Below are 15,343 nucleotides of genomic sequence, written 5' to 3' on the forward strand. Positions count from 1 at the left end.
TGAGCGGGCCTCGTTGTCGGTAGGGGCTAGACCTGGACCGGATAGGTGGGCTCGGAGATCTCCGGCTTGATCCGGTCCTCCACGAAGATCCCGTGCCAGATCATGAACACCAGCAGGGTCCACAGGCGCCGGTTGTGATCGGAATCCCCGGCCCGGTGCGCGTCGAGCATGGCGGTGATCGCGGCCTTGTCCAGCAGATGATCGGTCTGCGATTCGGCGATCTGCTGTCGGGCCCAGTCGTAGAGTTCGGTGCCGCGCAGCCAGTGCCGCAGCGGCACCGGGAACCCCAGCTTCGCGCGATGCAGCACATGGCCCGGGACGATGCCCTCGAGCGCCTGCCGCAGCGCGTACTTGGTGGTGTCCTTGGTGATCTTCTGTTCCAGCGGGATCTGCTCGGCCACCCGGAAGACCTCGGAATCCAAAAACGGCACCCGCAGTTCCAGGGAGTTCGCCATGGTTATCTTGTCGGCCTTGACCAGGATGTCACCGCGCAACCAGGTGAACAGATCCAGATGCTGCATCCGCGTGACCGGGTCCCAGCCCGCCGACCGGTCGTAGATCGCGGCGGTGACATCCTGATGGGTCCATTCCGGGCGGAACTCCCGCAGCACCGACCGCAGCTGGGCGTCGCTGAAACTGCGCGCATTGCCGTAGTACCGCTGCTCGAGGGTCAGCGAACCCCGGTGCAGCAGACTCTTGCCGCGGGTGCCGTCCGGGATGAGATCGGAGACCCTCCCGGCCAGCCGGCGCAGCCCGCGGGGCAGTTTCTCGAACGGTGCCAGCGACAGCGGCTCCCGGTAGATGGTGTAGCCGCCGAACAGTTCGTCGGCGCCCTCACCGGACAGCACCACCTTGACGTGCTTACGTGCCTCTTTGGCGACGAAGTACAGCGGCACCAGCGCCGGATCGGCCACCGGGTCGTCGAGGTACCAGACGATCTCCGGGATGGCGGCGGCGAACTCCGCCGGGGAGACGACCTTGACGATATGCCGGGCCCCGATCGCGGCCGCGCTCTCCGCGGCCACGTCGACCTCGGAATAGCCCTCCCGCTCGAAGCCGGTGGTGAAGGTGATCAGCTTCGGGTTGTGCCGCATGGCCAGCGCCGCGATGGCGGTGGAGTCGATACCGCCGGACAGGAAGGAGCCGACGGTCACATCGGCGCGCATATGTTTGGCGACCGAATCCTCGAGCGCCGCGGCGATCTCCCGGTAGCGGGCCTGTTCGGAGCCCGCGGCGAAGGGGCGTACGCCGAATCCGGGAACGAAATAGCGGGTGATCTCCGGCTGCGCGCCGGGCCGCACCACCGCGTGGCTGCCCGACTCCAGCCGGCGGATACCGGCGTGCAGCGTCTCCGGCTCCGGGACGTATTGCAGCACCGTGTAGTGCTCGAGCGCCCGGTGGTCGAGGGATTCGTCCAGCCCGAGATCGGGCAGCAGTTCCAGCAGGCTCTTCTTCTCGCTGCCGAACGCGGTACCGCCCGGGCCGGTGGCCAGGAACAGCGGTTTGATACCGAACGGGTCGCGGGCGAGGAACAGCTCCCGGGTGTGGGTGTCCCAGATCGCGAAGGCGAACATGCCGCGCAGCCGCCGCACCGCCTCCGGACCCCAGTAATGGAACGCCGCGACGATGGCCTCGCCGTCGCCCTCGGTCGCGAATATGGGCTCGTCACCGAATTCGGCCGCGTGTTCGCGGGCCAGTTCTTCGCGCAGTTCCAGATAGTTGTAGATCTCGCCATTGAAGGTCAGCGCGTACCGCTGCCGGTCGTCGGCCGGACCCCAGCGCAGCGGCTGGTGCGAATGCTCGATATCGATGATCGACAACCGGTTGAAACCGAAGATCAGCTGGTCGTCGTGCCAGGTGCCGCGCTCGTCCGGCCCGCGGTGCCGCACACAGTGCAGCGCGTCGTATACCCGCTGCACCGTTTCCGGTGTCGCGGTATCGGATGTCAGAAATCCGAGCAGTCCACACACTGCGGCGCTAACCTCGTTTCCACTGGTCGGGGATCCGCGCCCGGGGGAGTCGGCGCGGTGGGCGAAATCTAGTGTCCGAGTATGCCGCACGTATCGATTCCCCGTGCGATACACCTCCGTCCGCCCCGTGCGCCACTGTACGGAGTGTCGAAGCCGACCCGACGGCGTACCGGGCGCGTGTTTGGTCTACGCTGCGTAGTACTCGGACTGTTCCGGGTGGTGTCGCGCGGTGCGCGGAGCCGCCCGGGTAGCCCGAACGAGCTGTTTTTCAGTGTTCCCGGCGGCGGGTCCCGCCCCGGGGATGCGGTGTCGGAATGTGTGGCGACCAGGAAGGCGTTGAGCGTGGCGCACAAGGCGAGCGACGAGATCGGGGCACGGCCTGCCCGGCGGCGGGGTCGTGTCCTGCGGCGGGCCGGACTGGCGGTATCCCTCGGGATCACCACCATGCTCGTATCCGGCTGCTCGATCGACAATGTGTGGTTGCGGTTCGGCTGGCCCTCGGGTGTCACCCCGCAGGCCCACCGGATGCGGGAACTGTGGACCTGGTCGGTGGTCGCCGCCCTCATCATGGGTGTGCTCGTCTGGGGCCTGACCTTCTGGACCGTGGTCTTCCACCGCAAGAAGAAGGACTCGCCGGAGTTCCCCCGGCAGACCGGCTACAACGTGCCGCTCGAACTGACCTACACCGCGATCCCGTTCGTCATCATCGCGGTGCTGTTCTACTTCACCGTGGTCGTGCAGAACTACGTGCACGAGAAGGTCGACAACCCGGATGTGGTCGTCGACGTCACCGCCTTCCAGTGGAACTGGAAGTTCGGCTACCGCGATGTCGACCTGAAGAACGGGTTCACCTACAACGGTGTCGACACCACCCGGGAGAACGCGAACCAGCAGCAGCTCCAGGAGTACGCCAACCGGACCAACGAAGAGGGCCATCCGCAGCCCGGCCCGGTGCACGGCCGTCCCGAGAACGACATCCTGTCCTTCCTGCACTACAACAAGATCGAAACGATCGGCAGCAGCACCGAGGTTCCCGTCCTCGTGCTCCCGACCGGCAAGGTGATCGAGTTCCAGCTCGCCGCCGCGGACGTCATCCACGCGTTCTGGGTTCCGGAGTTCCTCTTCAAGCGGGACGTCATGCCGAACCCGAAGGAGAACAACTCCGACAACGTCTTCCAGATCAGTGAGATCGACCGGGAAGGCGCCTTCGTGGGCCGCTGCGCGGAAATGTGCGGCACTTTCCACTCGATGATGAACTTCGAGGTCCGCGCGGTTTCGCCGGATAAGTTCCAGCGCTACATCCAGGCGCGGGAATCGGGTATGACCAATGCCGCCGCGCTCGAGTCCATCGGTGAGTCGCCGGTGGCCACCTCGACCCAGCCGTTCAACACCGATCGCACGGTCAAGACCGACACCACCGAAAGCAAGTGAGGACTGATCTGAGATGAGGATCGAAGCACGGCTGTTCGAACTGCTCACGGTGTTCTTCATTCTCGTGGGCGTCATCTACGGCTTCTTCACCGCCCAGTCGCGGACCGGGATCGAATGGGCCGGCACCACGGCGATCGTGCTCACCGCCGGTCTGTCGCTGATCATCGGCACCTATTTCCGCTTCGTCGCCCGCCGGCTCGACCTGCGCCCCGAGGACTACGAGGACGCCGAGATCGTGGACGGCGCCGGCGACCTGGGCTTCTTCTCGCCCGGTAGCTTCTGGCCCATCCTGCTGGCCGGTGCCGCCTCGGTGACCGCCCTGGGCTTCGCCTTCTTCGAGCCGTGGCTGCTCGGGCTCGGTGTCATCCTGGTCCTGACCGCCGCCGGCGGTCTGGTCTTCGAGTACTATCTGGGCCCCGAAAAGCACTGAGCCGGTGGCGGCGTTCCGGCGCCCGCACCCGCACGACGAGAACCCCGCCGGCCTTCCGGACAGCGGGGTTCTTGCGCGTCGAGGATGGTGGGTTCCCATGGTGTGGGTGCAGTCGGCCATCCATAGAACGGCGACATTGAGCACTTACAGTGACGTGAGCGCGCCCACGTCGACCAAGACGTACGTCGGCACGCCCCGGTGTTACCCGGAGGGGCGAAGTCCGTGGCCGGGGCCGTCTGCCGTTCGTAGAGCGGCGAACGGTGAGCACTGATGGTGTCGGCCCGCCCGTACTCGGTCGGGCACACGCCCGCAACACCCCCGTCTACTCCGGATGGTCAGCGGTCCATAGGTCGGTCCCGCCCCGGCTTTGGAGCGTGTGCGGTCAGCCGTCCATAGGCCGGTGACCATTGAGCACTCAGGTGCCGTGAACCTCCCCGGACCGGTCCAGGCGCACGACAGCATGTACCTTCTGTCTCCTCTGGATGGTCGACCTCCGTGGTCGGAGCCCGCCCCCGATTCTGGAGCGGCGGAGTGAAGAATCGGGGTCACAGGGGCCCGACCCGCCCCGCCGGAGGCGGGGCAGATAAACACAGCTCAGTCGACGGATTCGTAGCGGATGCTGTTCTCCGAGCGGCAGATCTCCTCGATGCCGGTGACGATATCGCGCAGCTGTTCCGACGGCAGGGCGTGCGGGCGGAGCCGGCAGGTGAAGGTGATCAGGCCGTGGTCGGCGGCGGGCAGGTTGTTGGCGGCGGATTCGGAGCGCAGATACGGCGAACGCACCCCGTAGGTCATGGCCGAGATGACGGTGAAGCAGCCGGTACGTTCCCGATGGCCGTTGAACAGATCGTGCAGCCGGTAGAACACCGATGTGTAGTTGGACAGCGGGGCGAAGACGCCCACCCGGTAGGCCGGGCCGCGCTCGGAGGAACTGATCACCGTATCGGCAAGGTATTCGGCGTCGCGCAGGGTCAGGACCTTGGGGGTGAACATCACCGCACCCGCGGCGGCGTTGCGGACCGGCATACCGGCCTTACCGGGGGTCGCCGAGGCAATGGCGCCCAGCGATTTCCGGGCCCGGCTGCCGACCTCACGGCGGGCCCGCAGGGAGCGGGTGGGCGCGGTGGGGTAAAGGCTGGACCACTGGCCGAACCGCACCGTGCCGAGCTGCATCTGACCCGCGATGACCGGGCGGGACACCTTGAGCGGGGCGGTATCCACCCAGCGACCCACCTGCAGCACCGCGTCCCGGGGACGGGTGACCTCGGCGTAGGCGTAGTCGACGAAACTGTCGAAATCCAGGAAGCGGTGCGAATCGGTGGACAACCAGGTGTTGTCCTTGTCGACCTGCACGGTGTCGAGGGTGAGCGCGGTGATGATGCCCGCCCGGCCGCCGGCGCCCAGGATGCGATGGAACCGTTCTATGTGATGGGTGCGCCCGCAGGTGCCGATCCGGCCGTCGGTATCGACGTACTCGAGGTCGACGATCTGATCGATGAACAGGCCGTGTCGGTGCGAGGCGGTGCTCACCCCGCCCACCGAGGCGAACCCACCCGCGGTGATATCCCGATGGTCGCCCACCACGGGCAGGCCCAGACCGTGCGCGCCGAGCCGCCGGTCGATATCGGACAGCCGCGCCCCCGCCTGGACCCGTACCGTGCGACGGCCGAGATTCAGATCGACGATCGCGTTCATCCGGCGCAGCGACACCACGGTCTGCTGATCGGGCAGGGTGAGGCCGTCGGTGGCGGGATCGCCCCCGTGAACGGTGAGCGGCCTGGAGCGTTCCCGGGAATTCCGCACGGTGCGAACGACATCCGCGGTGTCGCGAGGCAGGTACTCGGCAGGAGAAACGATGTGCGGCGTGCTCATGGCACGAAAGCTAACCACAGCTGGGCTGCCGTGGCGATACTGGGTTTTGCTGTGTTTATTTGCGGCGCCTTCGGCGCCGCGGGGGCGAGGCCCCCGAAGGTCCCGCCGTTCAGGCCTCGAGACTCGCGCCTGCGGCGCATGCGCTTCGAGGCCTGAACGGCGGGACGGGCCTCGACCCTTTGTGGGCCTCGCTGAACTCGGCGCCGGGGTGGCGTCGAGGGGCGGGGTGGGGCGGTTGTTCGGTGGGCGGGCTCAAGCCAGGCCGTGGAGTCGCCGGCCGATTACTTCGACCCAGTCGACCTGTTCGAATGTGGCGAAATCTACTCGGATCGTGTCCATGACATCGCGGCCGGGGGCGAAGAGCGCGGCGCGTTTGTCGGCTTCGATGACCACGTACATACCGTGCGGGTCGGCCAGGAAGGTCACCTCGAGCTGGTTCAGGCGCGGGAAACGCGGTGACGGGCCGAATTCGATCTCCTGGAAGAACGGCAGCGAATGCGGGATCCCGTCCACCCGGCCGGCCTCCACATCGGCGTGCCGCAGGCCGAACCCCCAGGCCTCCACCGCCGCCAGCACCACGTGCTGGGGCGGCAGCGCGCCCACACCGATGGGGTCGGTATCGGTGGCGTCGAATCCGCCGTCCACGTCCACCCGGGTGCGGACGGCGACGGCGGTCCCGTGCAGGTGCCTGCCGTTGTAGAAGGTGATGGGTGTTTCCCACGGCACGAGCAGTTCGAACCGCCCTTCCAGCGGATACCCGGGCAGCAGTTCGAACGGGCCGAACACCGGCTGCCGGGCGAAGGCCATATCCACCAGCGCCTCGACGTAGTCGTACTCGCGTTCGGCCCGGGTGACCAACTCCACCGCGACGCCTTTCACCCGGACCGGCCGATCATGACAGCGCATCCGGATGATTCCGTGCACCGCCTGTCCCGGTTGTACTCCGGGGGTGGACAACTCGGTCTCCACCTCGGCGGTATGCGCGCCCAGCGCGCCCAGCAATGTCCTGAACATCGAAAGTCTCCCTCCGGCCCCGCCGCACGTCTCCCCGTCGCCGTGCCTCGGTCCACAGCGTAGACGTAAACGCCCATCCGTGTACTGCCCGAGTGGGAGGGTGGTCGAAACCATTGAGCGCCTGTGGAATATGGCTAGATCGGCGGGAGGAAGGCCGGGCCGGTGCCGCGAGCCGATGAGGTGCGCGCTCCGGTGCGCCGCGATATGGTGTACACCGACAGCGGGGCCTGGGAATTCCGGTCCCCGATCGACCTGTCGGCCCCGGAATCTGAAGCTTCTTCGACACGGGTAAAATCAGTATCTTCGACCATCAGTTGAAGGAATACGTCCCTTCGCACAAGGTGCTCTTCGGGTACGCTGCCGACCTGGCGCCGGAAGGTCGGCCGATATACGGATATGTCACACGCGATCCGCTGGGCCGAGATCTTTATGGTGGTCGTTTGTCCAGCTATGGCACGATCGCAGTGGTTTTCAAGCCGCAGGTCGCCGAGCGGACAACGATTACGCTCAACGACTCTTTAGCCGTCGCAACGCATAATGATGAGATGAAGGTGGGCATGTCGCTTGCCGAGCCGCTTACGAACCCGACCTCGAATCTGTTCCGGCGTAACGAAGATCCGTTCACACTCCAGAACCCCGAAAGTGTCAAACCATACATCGAAGCTCAGATTCATCGAGTGACCTCCACACAATCGGGAACAGAGTTATCGCCTCTACTGACCGATTCCATTGACCGCGTCACCTTTTTCTCGGATAGGTCGGAGCATCCGCCGGAACTCTTCGACGCCCTTGATTCGAGGGGAATCCCGTATTCGTTCGCCCAGGACCCGACACCGAAGCCGACCATCGACATCGACGTAGACTTCGTCTGACGATTTACCTACCGATCACAGCCCGAAACCCGCTGCCACCGAAGTTACTTTGCACTTCCTGACAGCTTCGGGATTCCGGGGCCCTGTCGTGGCGTCTGCGGGCGCTGAACTGCCTGGGTACCGCACCCACCGATCCGGCAGTGGTGCGGTGACTGCGGGAGCTGCGATCCGAACGTGTGACCCGCAGACCCACGATTGGCGGCTGTCCGGCCCGGTGGGCCCGGTATCGCTGACCGCCACCACCGCCGCACCGCACGCGCTCGCCGATCTGGCCACCGCCGACGAAACAGCCGCCGAGGCATTGCTACACGGCACCTCCCTGGTGGTTTCGCTGCTCCTGGAGGACGATCCGCGGATCCAGCCGATATATGCCTGCTGCCATCCCGTCCGGAAATCGCTGTGGTAGAAGGGAACCGGGGCGGTCGTGTCCGGGCGCTGACCGTCTGACGCACGCTGGCCGGACTGCGCCGCGGTGAGGCGCGGGTGGAGGAGGAACCGTTCCGCCGCGGCGAGATCGCCGACACCTGGCGGCATGTGTGCCCAAGGCACGGACCGCGGCGGCGGTGTTCGCGGCGTTCACCGCGGTGATCCTGCCCGTGGTGACCTTCCTGCTGTCGTGAAGCGAACCGGTCGCGGCCTGACCCTGCTGATCCTGGCGACGAGGCGGTGGTGGCGACGGTGATCGGGGCAGCGGTCGTGGGGTCCGCTGTCACCGCCGCGACCCTGTTCGCTGGAGCTCTGGTACTCGGCGCGGTGGGAGTGGAACCGGCCGGCCTCGATCGCTTTCGTGCGCCGTCTTGACGAAGGCCTGGCAGGCGGTGAAATCCTTGTCGCCGACGTCGGTTTCGACACCGCTGTTCACATCGACACCGAACGGATGTACCGCGGCGATCGCCTGCTCCACATTGTCGGCGGTCAAGCCCCCGGCCAGGATCACCGGCCGTCCCATCCGGGAGAGTTCGTCGACGATTCGGGCACTCACCGACCAGTCGTGGGTGCGGCCGGTCCCGCCCAGTCGGTCGGCGGTCCGGGAATCGAGCAGCACCGCGTCGGAGTCTGCCGCGATATCCCGGGCCCGGGCCACCGCGTCCGTGCCGGTCACGTGGACCGCGCGCACGATGGCGCGCCCGCGTGCCGCGGCATGGACGGCCCGCAGTGTCGCGCGATCGACCAGGCCGTGCACCTGGATGGTGTCCACGCCGACCCGGGCGGCCAAGTCGAGGATGGCGCCGGCCTCCTCGAGATGGGTGACCAGGACGCGGTTCACGAACGACGGAGTGGCCGCGGACAACTCCGCGGCCACTCCGGGCGTCAATGCGTCTTCGCTGTAATGAGTTGTGCCGCAGATGAATCCGACGGCATCCGCGGCGGCGGACACCGCTGTTTCCAGGTCCGATCGGGACCGGATACCGCAGATCTTGGCGCGAACCGTCATCCGCCCGATGGTACGCGTCGCGTTCAGCTCGCGGCGGACTCCGGAATGCGCGGAATATGGGAGGAAGGTCCCGAGGGCACGTTCTTCTTCAAGCTGGAGGCGTAGACATCCACGTATTCCTGGCCCGACATCCGCATCAGCTCGTACATGACCTCGTCGGTGACCGCGCGCTCGACGAAGCGATTACCGCCCATACCTTCGTAGCGGGAGAAATCGATCGGCTTACCGAACTTCACCGTCACCTTGCGGCGCTTCCAGCGGAACGGTCCGGGCGGGCTCACCTCGTCGGTGCCGATCACCGCCACCGGAATCACCGGAACCCCGGTTTCCAGGGCCAGCCGGGCCATCCCCGTCTTACCCTTGTACAACCGGCCGTCGGGGGAGCGGGTGCCCTCCGGGTAGAGGCCGACCAGACGGCCCTCGTCGAGTAGGGCGCGGGCCGCGATCAGCGCGTCCTCGGCGGCATCGGCACCGCTGCGGTCGATCGGGTACTGACCGGAGGCGCTGAAGAAGAACTTCTGGAACCGCCCCTTGAGGCCAGGGGTATTGAAGTATTCGGCTTTGGCCAGATAGTTGATCCGGCGCGGGCTCGACAGCGGGGCGAAAAGCCAATCCGCGAACGAGAGGTGGTTCCCCGCCATGATGGCCGCGCCCTCGGCCGGGATGTTTTCCACGCCCTCCACCTCGGGTCGGTTGTAGAGGTGGATGAACGGACCCAGCAGCACAAACTTAAGCAGCCAGTAGAACATGACGTCCTTACTCCGAGAACCGGGATGGATTTGGGGGAATGCCTCTGCCAGCCGACTCTACCGCCGGTCACAGATCACATCCAAGCCCCGCGAACAATGTCACTCACACTCGCTGCCGAGATTTCACCGGTGCGTTTCGGTTAGGTGAACGTGACAAGACCCTCTTTCGGGCGAACCACCGGATGTTCCGGCCCGGTGCCCCGGCCTTCACATGCCGGCGATGAGCGCGGAGCGGGCGAGTTCGGCGGCGCCGATCATGCCCGCGGCCTCGCCCAGCTGGGTGGTCCGGATCCGGGCGAGCGGCCGGTGGCCGTGGCCGGTGACCGCCGCCGCGTATTCTTCCCGGGCCTCGTCGAGGAACAGCGGCGCCGAGCTGCTCACCCCACCCGCGATGACGACCAGGTCCGGGTCGAAGATATCGCCGACGAAGGCCAGGCCCAGCCCGAGCCACCGGGCGAAATCGGCCATCACCCGGATGGCGAGCGGATCGTCGTCGTGGGCCGCGTCGGCGATGCGGCGGCCGGTGACCGCGCCGGGGTCGGCGACGAGCTCCCGGGCCAGCGCCGAGGACGCGGTTTCGGTGGCCAGCATTTCGATAGCCGTCTCGGCGAGGGCGGTCCCGCTGCAGTACCGCTCCCAGCAGCCCCGCTTCCCGCATCCGCAGTCACGTCCCCTGGGGACCACCTGCAGATGCCCGAGTTCGGGGGCCACGCCGTAGGTGCCCCGGTACAGGGTGCCGTCGAGCAGCAGCGCGGCACCGATTCCGGTACCGATCGCCACCAGCACCACATTGTGCCCGCCCGCGGCGGCGCCGAACCGGTACTCGGCCCACATCGCCGCGTTGGCATCGTGTTCGAGCAGGACCGGCAGGCCGAGGCGGTCGGTGAGCCGTTTCGCCACGGGCGCGTCCCGCCAGGGCAGATGCGGGGCGAAGCGCACCGTGGTGCGGTCCTGGGATATGAAACCGGCGACCGCCAGACCGACGGCGTCGAGCGTGTGCCGGTCGGCGAGTTCACGGACCGCGCGATCGAGTGCGGCCTCGAGCGCGACCGCCGAATGCGGGGTCGGGTACTGCACCGTGTCCAGGACCTCGCCCGCGGCGTCGACCACCGACGCGCGGATATTGGTGCCGCCGATATCGATACCGGCGGTCAGCGGGGCGCAGGAGCGGGAGCCGGTCACTGGAAACCTCTGAGGGAGTCCCCGGCTTCGGCCGTCAGGAGGAATCGGGAAAAGTTCTTACACACGCTGCGCGCTCCTGTAAGTCTGAAGGAATGAGAACGGCGTACAAGGTCCGGGCATACCCGGATACCGAACAAGCGGCGGTACTGCGTCGTACGTTCGGTTGCGTACGCCTGGTCTGGAACAAGACCCTCGCCGAACGGCAACGTCACTACACCACCGAACAAAAGCCGACCTCGTATCGGGCAACCGACGCCGCCCTGACGGAGTGGAAGAAAACCGAAGAGCTGGCGTTTCTGTCTGAGGTGTCGTCGGTGCCGTTGCAGCAAACCCTGCGCCACCAGCACGCGGCGTTCGCGGCGTTCTTCAAGGGCAACGCGCGATACCCGAGGTTCAAGAACCGTCACGGCCGCCAGTCGGCGCACTTCACCCGCTCGGCGTTCCGGATCAAGGACCGCACCCTGTGGTTGGCGAAAACCGCGGCACCGCTGCGGATCGCGTGGTCCTGGCCGAACATCGACCTCGCCACCCTCGACCCCACCATGGTGGTCGTGTCCCGCGACCCGGATGGCCGCTGGTATATGACCTTCGCGGTCGAAACAGGCGACCCCGCGCCACAGCCGGTGAGCGGGGAATCGGTCGGTGTCGACCTGGGCATCGAAGACTTCGCGGTCCTGTCCACTGGGGAGAAGATCGCCAACCCCCGACACATGGCCCGTCATGAACGCGGGCTGCGGCGCCAGCAACGGCGCCTGTCCCGCATGAAGAAGGATTCGGAGAACCGCGCCCGGCAGCGGGTGAAGGTGGCGCGTAAGCACTCCCGTGTGCGGGATGCCCGCAGGGACTTCCTGCACAAGACCAGCAGCGAACTCGTGCGACGGTTCGACACGATCGCAGTGGAAGACCTTGCTCCGAAGAACATGGTCGGCAACCGTCGCCTGGCGAAAGCGATCAGCGAATCGTCGTGGAGCGAGTTCCGGGCGATGCTGGAATACAAGGCTGAACGCGCGGGCCGCCAGGTGGTTGTGGTTGATCGCTGGTATCCGAGTTCGAAGACCTGTAGCGCGTGCGGACATCTGCTCGCCACGCTTTCCCTCGGGACACGGCACTGGACCTGCCCCGGCTGCGGCACCCGACATGATCGGGATTTGAACGCCGCTAAGAATATCCTTGTCGCCGCCGGGCTGGTGGAGACTTAAAACGCCTGCGGAGGCGACGTAAGACCGCAAGGGGCAGCACTTCGGCAATCGCCGGTGAAACAGGAAACCCCGCAGGTGACTGCGGGAATCCTTCGCCTTCAGGCGTGGGGAGGAAGTCAATGCTTGATGTTCACGGGTATGCCGACATAGCGCGTTTTCCCGGAATTCCCGCGGTGATCGCCGGGTGGATTCGCGGCGGCGCCGGTGCCGTCGGCCGCCGCGCCGTGACCATCGGCCGCGACGGAGTCGCCGGATGCCGCGTGGGCGCCGGTCGCGCCACGGCGGGACTTTTCGTGCCCGGTGCCGCTTTCCGGCCCGTGCCGATGCGCCACCACCGGATCCACCGGCACCCCGGCCAGGGCTTCCCGCAGCACCGTGACGATCGCGGTGCCGTGCGCGGCCACCGTGGCCAGGACCTCGTGATGTTCGCCGCGGACCAGTGCGGCCGCGGCGCAGAGCGGACACCAGGTGCAACTGTTCCATTCGGGTTGCCCCTCGGCGGCGGCCTCGCGCAGGACCGGTTCGACGCGTTCCAGTACGGCTTCGGCGAGCAGCCGCAGTTCGTCGGCGAATTCGGCGACGCCCTCGGGCTGGCGATAGCGGGTTCCGGTCACTTCGGCCACTCCTGCGGGTCGGGGCGGAAACGGATGACGAGGTATCCGTTGTCCAGCTCGGCGGTGCTGACGGTGCAGCGGCGTAGGACGGGCGCCAGGCGTAGCCGGCGGCGGACGCCGTCCGCTCCCACGATCAAATCGTCCTCCACTCGTCCCAGGCGCAGTGTCGCCGGATCGGCGACCGGCAGATGGATACGCATCGCGTACACCGACTGCAACCCCGCCCCCGATTCCAGTCGCACCGCGGGCACGGTGCTCGCGGTGCCGTCTCCCGGTATCGGCGCCGAACCCGGATCGTCGCGCACCCCGCCCCCGCTGTCGAGCCGGACACCGTCGGTTCCGCTTCCGGGCGTCATCTCTGACTCCGCGACCACGCACGACAGCGCCGCCAGCGGGACCGGCCCCACCGGTTCGGCGCCGGTATGCTCCGCGACGAGTATCGGGACCTCCGGCATCGACCGCTGCAACCCGGAGATCACATCCCACTGTTCGGCGCAGCGGTTCAGGTACCAGCGCACGGCGGGATGCTGTGGTTCGGGTCCGGGTGGCGGTACCGCGGCGAGCACCTTGTTCACCACCACCGCGTCCAGCCGCAATCCGAGCAGTGCCGTCGCCGAGCGCACCCGGGCGGATTCGGCGACCGCGACCCGTTCGGCCAGGGTGATCAGCCGGGCGCTGGTGCGGTCGGAGTCGGCGAGCAGATCCCGGACCTCGCCGACCGCGGTGACGACCCGCTGCACGGTCGCCGCCAGGACGGCCCGGCGGATATCGGTACCGATCGAGCTCATCATCCGATGATGTGGTGGCCAGACCCGGTCCAGATACCCGAGCACGGTCTCGGGCATGGTGACGATGCGCAGCATATCGGCCGTCGGCGGACAGTCCAGGACGATCGCGTCCCATTCGTCGTCGGCCACGTACTGGGCGATCTCCACCAGCATCAGCAGCTCCTGCACCCCCGGCAGACCGGTGAGTTCGGCCGGGTCCAGGGCCGCCAGGTCGATACCGTGATCGTGACCCGGATCGGTGCGCAGCAGCTCGGTGAGTGCGCCGAAACGCTCCTCGAGCAGCGCCAGCGAATCGAGTTCGATCACCTCGAGGCCAGGAACGACCCGGATGATCCCGGGGACGGCGCCCGGATCGTGCGCGAACCGGAAACCGAGCGCGTCACCCAGTGAATGCGCCTGGTCGAGCGAGGCCACCAGAATCCGCTGACCCGCCCGGGCGCAACTCATGGCACGCGCACACGCCAGTGTCGTCTTGCCGACACCGCCCTTACCGACGAACAATTCGAGCCGCGTGCGCGACCGCGCGCCGCGAGCGGGCCGGCCGCCGCCGCGGGCATCGTCTCCCGAGCGCTGCGGCCCGGTCAGCCTTCGACCCGTTTCTTCAGTTCTTTGAGCGCGGTATCGGTGATCACCTTCTCCGCCTTGCGCTTGAACATCCCGATCATCGGGATCGTCAGATCCACGGTCAGTTCGTATAGCACCTCGGTGACACCACCGGGGTGCTCGACGAGCTCGTAGCGGCCCTCCTGCGTCTTCTGCAGGTCACCGCTCACCAGTGTCCAGCTCACGGCCAGCTCATCCGGCTGCCAGGTATAGGACAGCACGTAGGTGTCCTTCACCACGCCCGCGTCCAGCACGAAGCGCGCGGTACGCGCCCGACCGTCGGGCCCGGTCTCCAGGACTTCCACCGATTTGGCGGCCGATACCCACTCCGGGTAGGACGCCAGATCGGCGATAACTGACATCACCTGCCGCGCGGGTGCCGCGATGACGATCGATCTCTGGGTCCGGTCGGCCATTGGGTTTCAGGGGTTCCTTTCGGCGGTACGGTACGAAATCCGTCAGTTGTCGTGCGGAGCGACTCCGGCCGGGCGATCGTCCTCGAGACGGTCCTTGATCTCGAACGACATCACCTTGCCCGCCACCCGGCGCGCCCGGTTGGCGGCGGCCAGTTTGCGCGGCGGCAGCGGCTGCGGTGGCTCGGCATGGAGGAAGTAGTGCAGGATCACGCCGTCCAGCGACGGTTCCAGCCACACCTCCATGGTGCCGGACAGCGCGCCCGACACCGACCAGCGAATTCCCTTGTCACCCCGATCCTCCCGGATATCCAGTTCGAGATCGGGCCACCAGCGCCGCCAGTGTCCCGGGCCTGCCAGCGCAGCCGCCACCGCGGCGCCCGGAGCGGCGAGGAAGGTTTGGTCCGCGACCTGGATACTGCTCACCCGGGTGAGCGTAGTAGATGGCGAAGAAAGTGCTCATCGGCGCTGTGTTTTTTGGCGCCGCCTGCGGCGGCGCGGGGTTGCGGCCCCCTTGGTCTCGCCGTTTCGGCCTCGGGACTCGAGCCTTCGGCGCATGCGATGCGCGGTGGGCCGTCCATAGAGTGCGACCGTTGAGCACCTTCGGCCAAGGGGCGAGACGGGCCTCAACCCTTCGAGGTGTCTCGTAGAACTCGACGCATACGGGTTGCGTCGGCCTTCGATGTTCGTGATCACATATCGACTCGACCGTCCGGGCGGCCTGGCGTCTGATCGCTTTCACGAACAGCGGCGCCCTCCCGGTGCCGAGTT

15 protein-coding genes are annotated in these 15,343 nt (G+C 67.0%); 5 read left to right on the forward strand and 10 right to left on the reverse strand.

All coding sequences use genetic code 11. From position 1 onward, the window contains the following. Positions 1 to 26 precede the first annotated feature (26 nt). Entirely contained in the window at positions 27 to 1,970 is a 1,944-nt protein-coding gene (asnB, locus tag ACQPYS_RS08335; RefSeq protein WP_433492220.1) for an asparagine synthase (glutamine-hydrolyzing), read from the reverse strand. A gap of 444 nt (positions 1,971 to 2,414) precedes the next feature. Between asnB and ctaC the strand changes: the two genes are divergently transcribed. Continuing rightward, positions 2,415 to 3,401: an aa3-type cytochrome oxidase subunit II gene (gene ctaC / locus ACQPYS_RS08340; protein WP_084480976.1), complete on the forward strand. Its 987-nt coding sequence runs from the start codon at positions 2,415 to 2,417 to the stop codon at positions 3,399 to 3,401. A gap of 13 nt (positions 3,402 to 3,414) precedes the next feature. Continuing rightward, positions 3,415 to 3,831, forward strand: coding sequence for a cytochrome c oxidase subunit 4 (locus tag ACQPYS_RS08345; RefSeq protein ID WP_063036634.1), 417 nt, complete (start codon positions 3,415 to 3,417; stop codon positions 3,829 to 3,831). Between the two features lie 594 nt (positions 3,832 to 4,425). On the opposite strand, the gene ACQPYS_RS08350 is transcribed toward ACQPYS_RS08345, so the two are convergent. Together ACQPYS_RS08350 and ACQPYS_RS08355 are read right to left on the reverse strand one after the other, a co-directional pair. Next, on the reverse strand, positions 4,426 to 5,703 hold the full coding sequence (locus ACQPYS_RS08350; protein WP_431941876.1) for an FAD-binding oxidoreductase: 1,278 nt from the start codon (positions 5,701 to 5,703) through the stop codon (positions 4,426 to 4,428). A gap of 252 nt (positions 5,704 to 5,955) precedes the next feature. After that, positions 5,956 to 6,717: a sporulation protein gene (locus ACQPYS_RS08355; RefSeq protein WP_433492221.1), complete on the reverse strand. Its 762-nt coding sequence runs from the start codon at positions 6,715 to 6,717 to the stop codon at positions 5,956 to 5,958. Positions 6,718 to 7,031: 314 nt separating this feature from the next. Between ACQPYS_RS08355 and ACQPYS_RS08360 the strand changes: the two genes are divergently transcribed. Both ACQPYS_RS08360 and ACQPYS_RS08365 read left to right on the forward strand, forming a co-directional pair. Beyond that, positions 7,032 to 7,589, forward strand: a complete 558-nt coding sequence (locus ACQPYS_RS08360) for a hypothetical protein (protein WP_433492222.1) — start codon at positions 7,032 to 7,034, stop codon at positions 7,587 to 7,589. A 148-nt stretch (positions 7,590 to 7,737) separates the two neighbouring features. Next, on the forward strand, positions 7,738 to 7,995 hold the full coding sequence (locus tag ACQPYS_RS08365; RefSeq protein ID WP_433492223.1) for a hypothetical protein: 258 nt from the start codon (positions 7,738 to 7,740) through the stop codon (positions 7,993 to 7,995). Positions 7,996 to 8,298: 303 nt separating this feature from the next. Here the strand turns inward: ACQPYS_RS08365 and ACQPYS_RS08370 are convergent, their stop codons facing one another. From ACQPYS_RS08370 to ACQPYS_RS08380, 3 genes are all read right to left on the reverse strand, one after another. Further along, positions 8,299 to 9,024, reverse strand: coding sequence for a phosphoribosylanthranilate isomerase (locus ACQPYS_RS08370; RefSeq protein ID WP_084480860.1), 726 nt, complete (start codon positions 9,022 to 9,024; stop codon positions 8,299 to 8,301). Positions 9,025 to 9,047: 23 nt separating this feature from the next. Further along, entirely contained in the window at positions 9,048 to 9,773 is a 726-nt protein-coding gene (locus ACQPYS_RS08375) for a lysophospholipid acyltransferase family protein (RefSeq protein WP_063036626.1), read from the reverse strand. Positions 9,774 to 9,980: 207 nt separating this feature from the next. Continuing rightward, positions 9,981 to 10,955 (reverse strand): ROK family protein, encoded by a 975-nt coding sequence (locus ACQPYS_RS08380; RefSeq protein WP_433492224.1) that lies wholly within the window; start codon positions 10,953 to 10,955, stop codon positions 9,981 to 9,983. 92 nt (positions 10,956 to 11,047) lie between these two features. On the opposite strand from ACQPYS_RS08380, the gene ACQPYS_RS08385 reads away from it, so the two are divergent. Beyond that, positions 11,048 to 12,154 (forward strand): RNA-guided endonuclease InsQ/TnpB family protein, encoded by a 1,107-nt coding sequence (locus ACQPYS_RS08385; protein WP_433492225.1) that lies wholly within the window; start codon positions 11,048 to 11,050, stop codon positions 12,152 to 12,154. A 116-nt stretch (positions 12,155 to 12,270) separates the two neighbouring features. On the opposite strand, the gene ACQPYS_RS08390 is transcribed toward ACQPYS_RS08385, so the two are convergent. The 4 genes from ACQPYS_RS08390 to ACQPYS_RS08405 all read right to left on the reverse strand — a co-directional run bounded on the left by ACQPYS_RS08390 (position 12,271) and on the right by ACQPYS_RS08405 (position 14,998). Next, positions 12,271 to 12,768, reverse strand: coding sequence for a hypothetical protein (locus ACQPYS_RS08390; RefSeq protein WP_431941978.1), 498 nt, complete (start codon positions 12,766 to 12,768; stop codon positions 12,271 to 12,273). Continuing rightward, a complete protein-coding gene (locus ACQPYS_RS08395) occupies positions 12,765 to 14,057 on the reverse strand; it encodes an ArsA family ATPase (RefSeq protein ID WP_431941977.1) in 1,293 nt (430 codons plus the stop codon). Before ACQPYS_RS08395 ends, ACQPYS_RS08390 begins: the two co-directional genes overlap by 4 nt. Before the next feature lie 80 nt (positions 14,058 to 14,137). Continuing rightward, a complete protein-coding gene (locus ACQPYS_RS08400; RefSeq protein WP_063036622.1) occupies positions 14,138 to 14,575 on the reverse strand; it encodes an SRPBCC family protein in 438 nt (145 codons plus the stop codon). A gap of 42 nt (positions 14,576 to 14,617) precedes the next feature. Beyond that, a complete protein-coding gene (locus ACQPYS_RS08405; RefSeq protein WP_433492226.1) occupies positions 14,618 to 14,998 on the reverse strand; it encodes a polyketide cyclase / dehydrase and lipid transport in 381 nt (126 codons plus the stop codon). Positions 14,999 to 15,343 lie beyond the last annotated feature (345 nt).

The sequence above is a fragment of the Nocardia grenadensis genome (genome assembly GCF_050942415.1).
Taxonomy (GTDB): Bacteria; Actinomycetota; Actinomycetes; order Mycobacteriales; family Mycobacteriaceae; genus Nocardia; species Nocardia grenadensis.

Excerpts from the sequence above, each read along its gene's own strand:
- ctaC (WP_084480976.1), top strand. The coding sequence starts at position 2,415 with ATGCTCGTATCCGGCTGCTCGATCGACAATGTGTGGTTGCGGTTCGGC.
- ACQPYS_RS08345 (WP_063036634.1), top strand. The coding sequence starts at position 3,415 with ATGAGGATCGAAGCACGGCTGTTCGAACTGCTCACGGTGTTCTTCATT.
- ACQPYS_RS08350 (WP_431941876.1), bottom strand. The coding sequence starts at position 5,703 with ATGAGCACGCCGCACATCGTTTCTCCTGCCGAGTACCTGCCTCGCGAC.
- ACQPYS_RS08355 (WP_433492221.1), bottom strand. The coding sequence starts at position 6,717 with ATGTTCAGGACATTGCTGGGCGCGCTGGGCGCGCATACCGCCGAGGTG.
- ACQPYS_RS08370 (WP_084480860.1), bottom strand. The coding sequence starts at position 9,024 with ATGACGGTTCGCGCCAAGATCTGCGGTATCCGGTCCCGATCGGACCTG.
- ACQPYS_RS08375 (WP_063036626.1), bottom strand. The coding sequence starts at position 9,773 with ATGTTCTACTGGCTGCTTAAGTTTGTGCTGCTGGGTCCGTTCATCCAC.
- ACQPYS_RS08385 (WP_433492225.1), top strand. The coding sequence starts at position 11,048 with ATGAGAACGGCGTACAAGGTCCGGGCATACCCGGATACCGAACAAGCG.
- ACQPYS_RS08400 (WP_063036622.1), bottom strand. The coding sequence starts at position 14,575 with ATGGCCGACCGGACCCAGAGATCGATCGTCATCGCGGCACCCGCGCGG.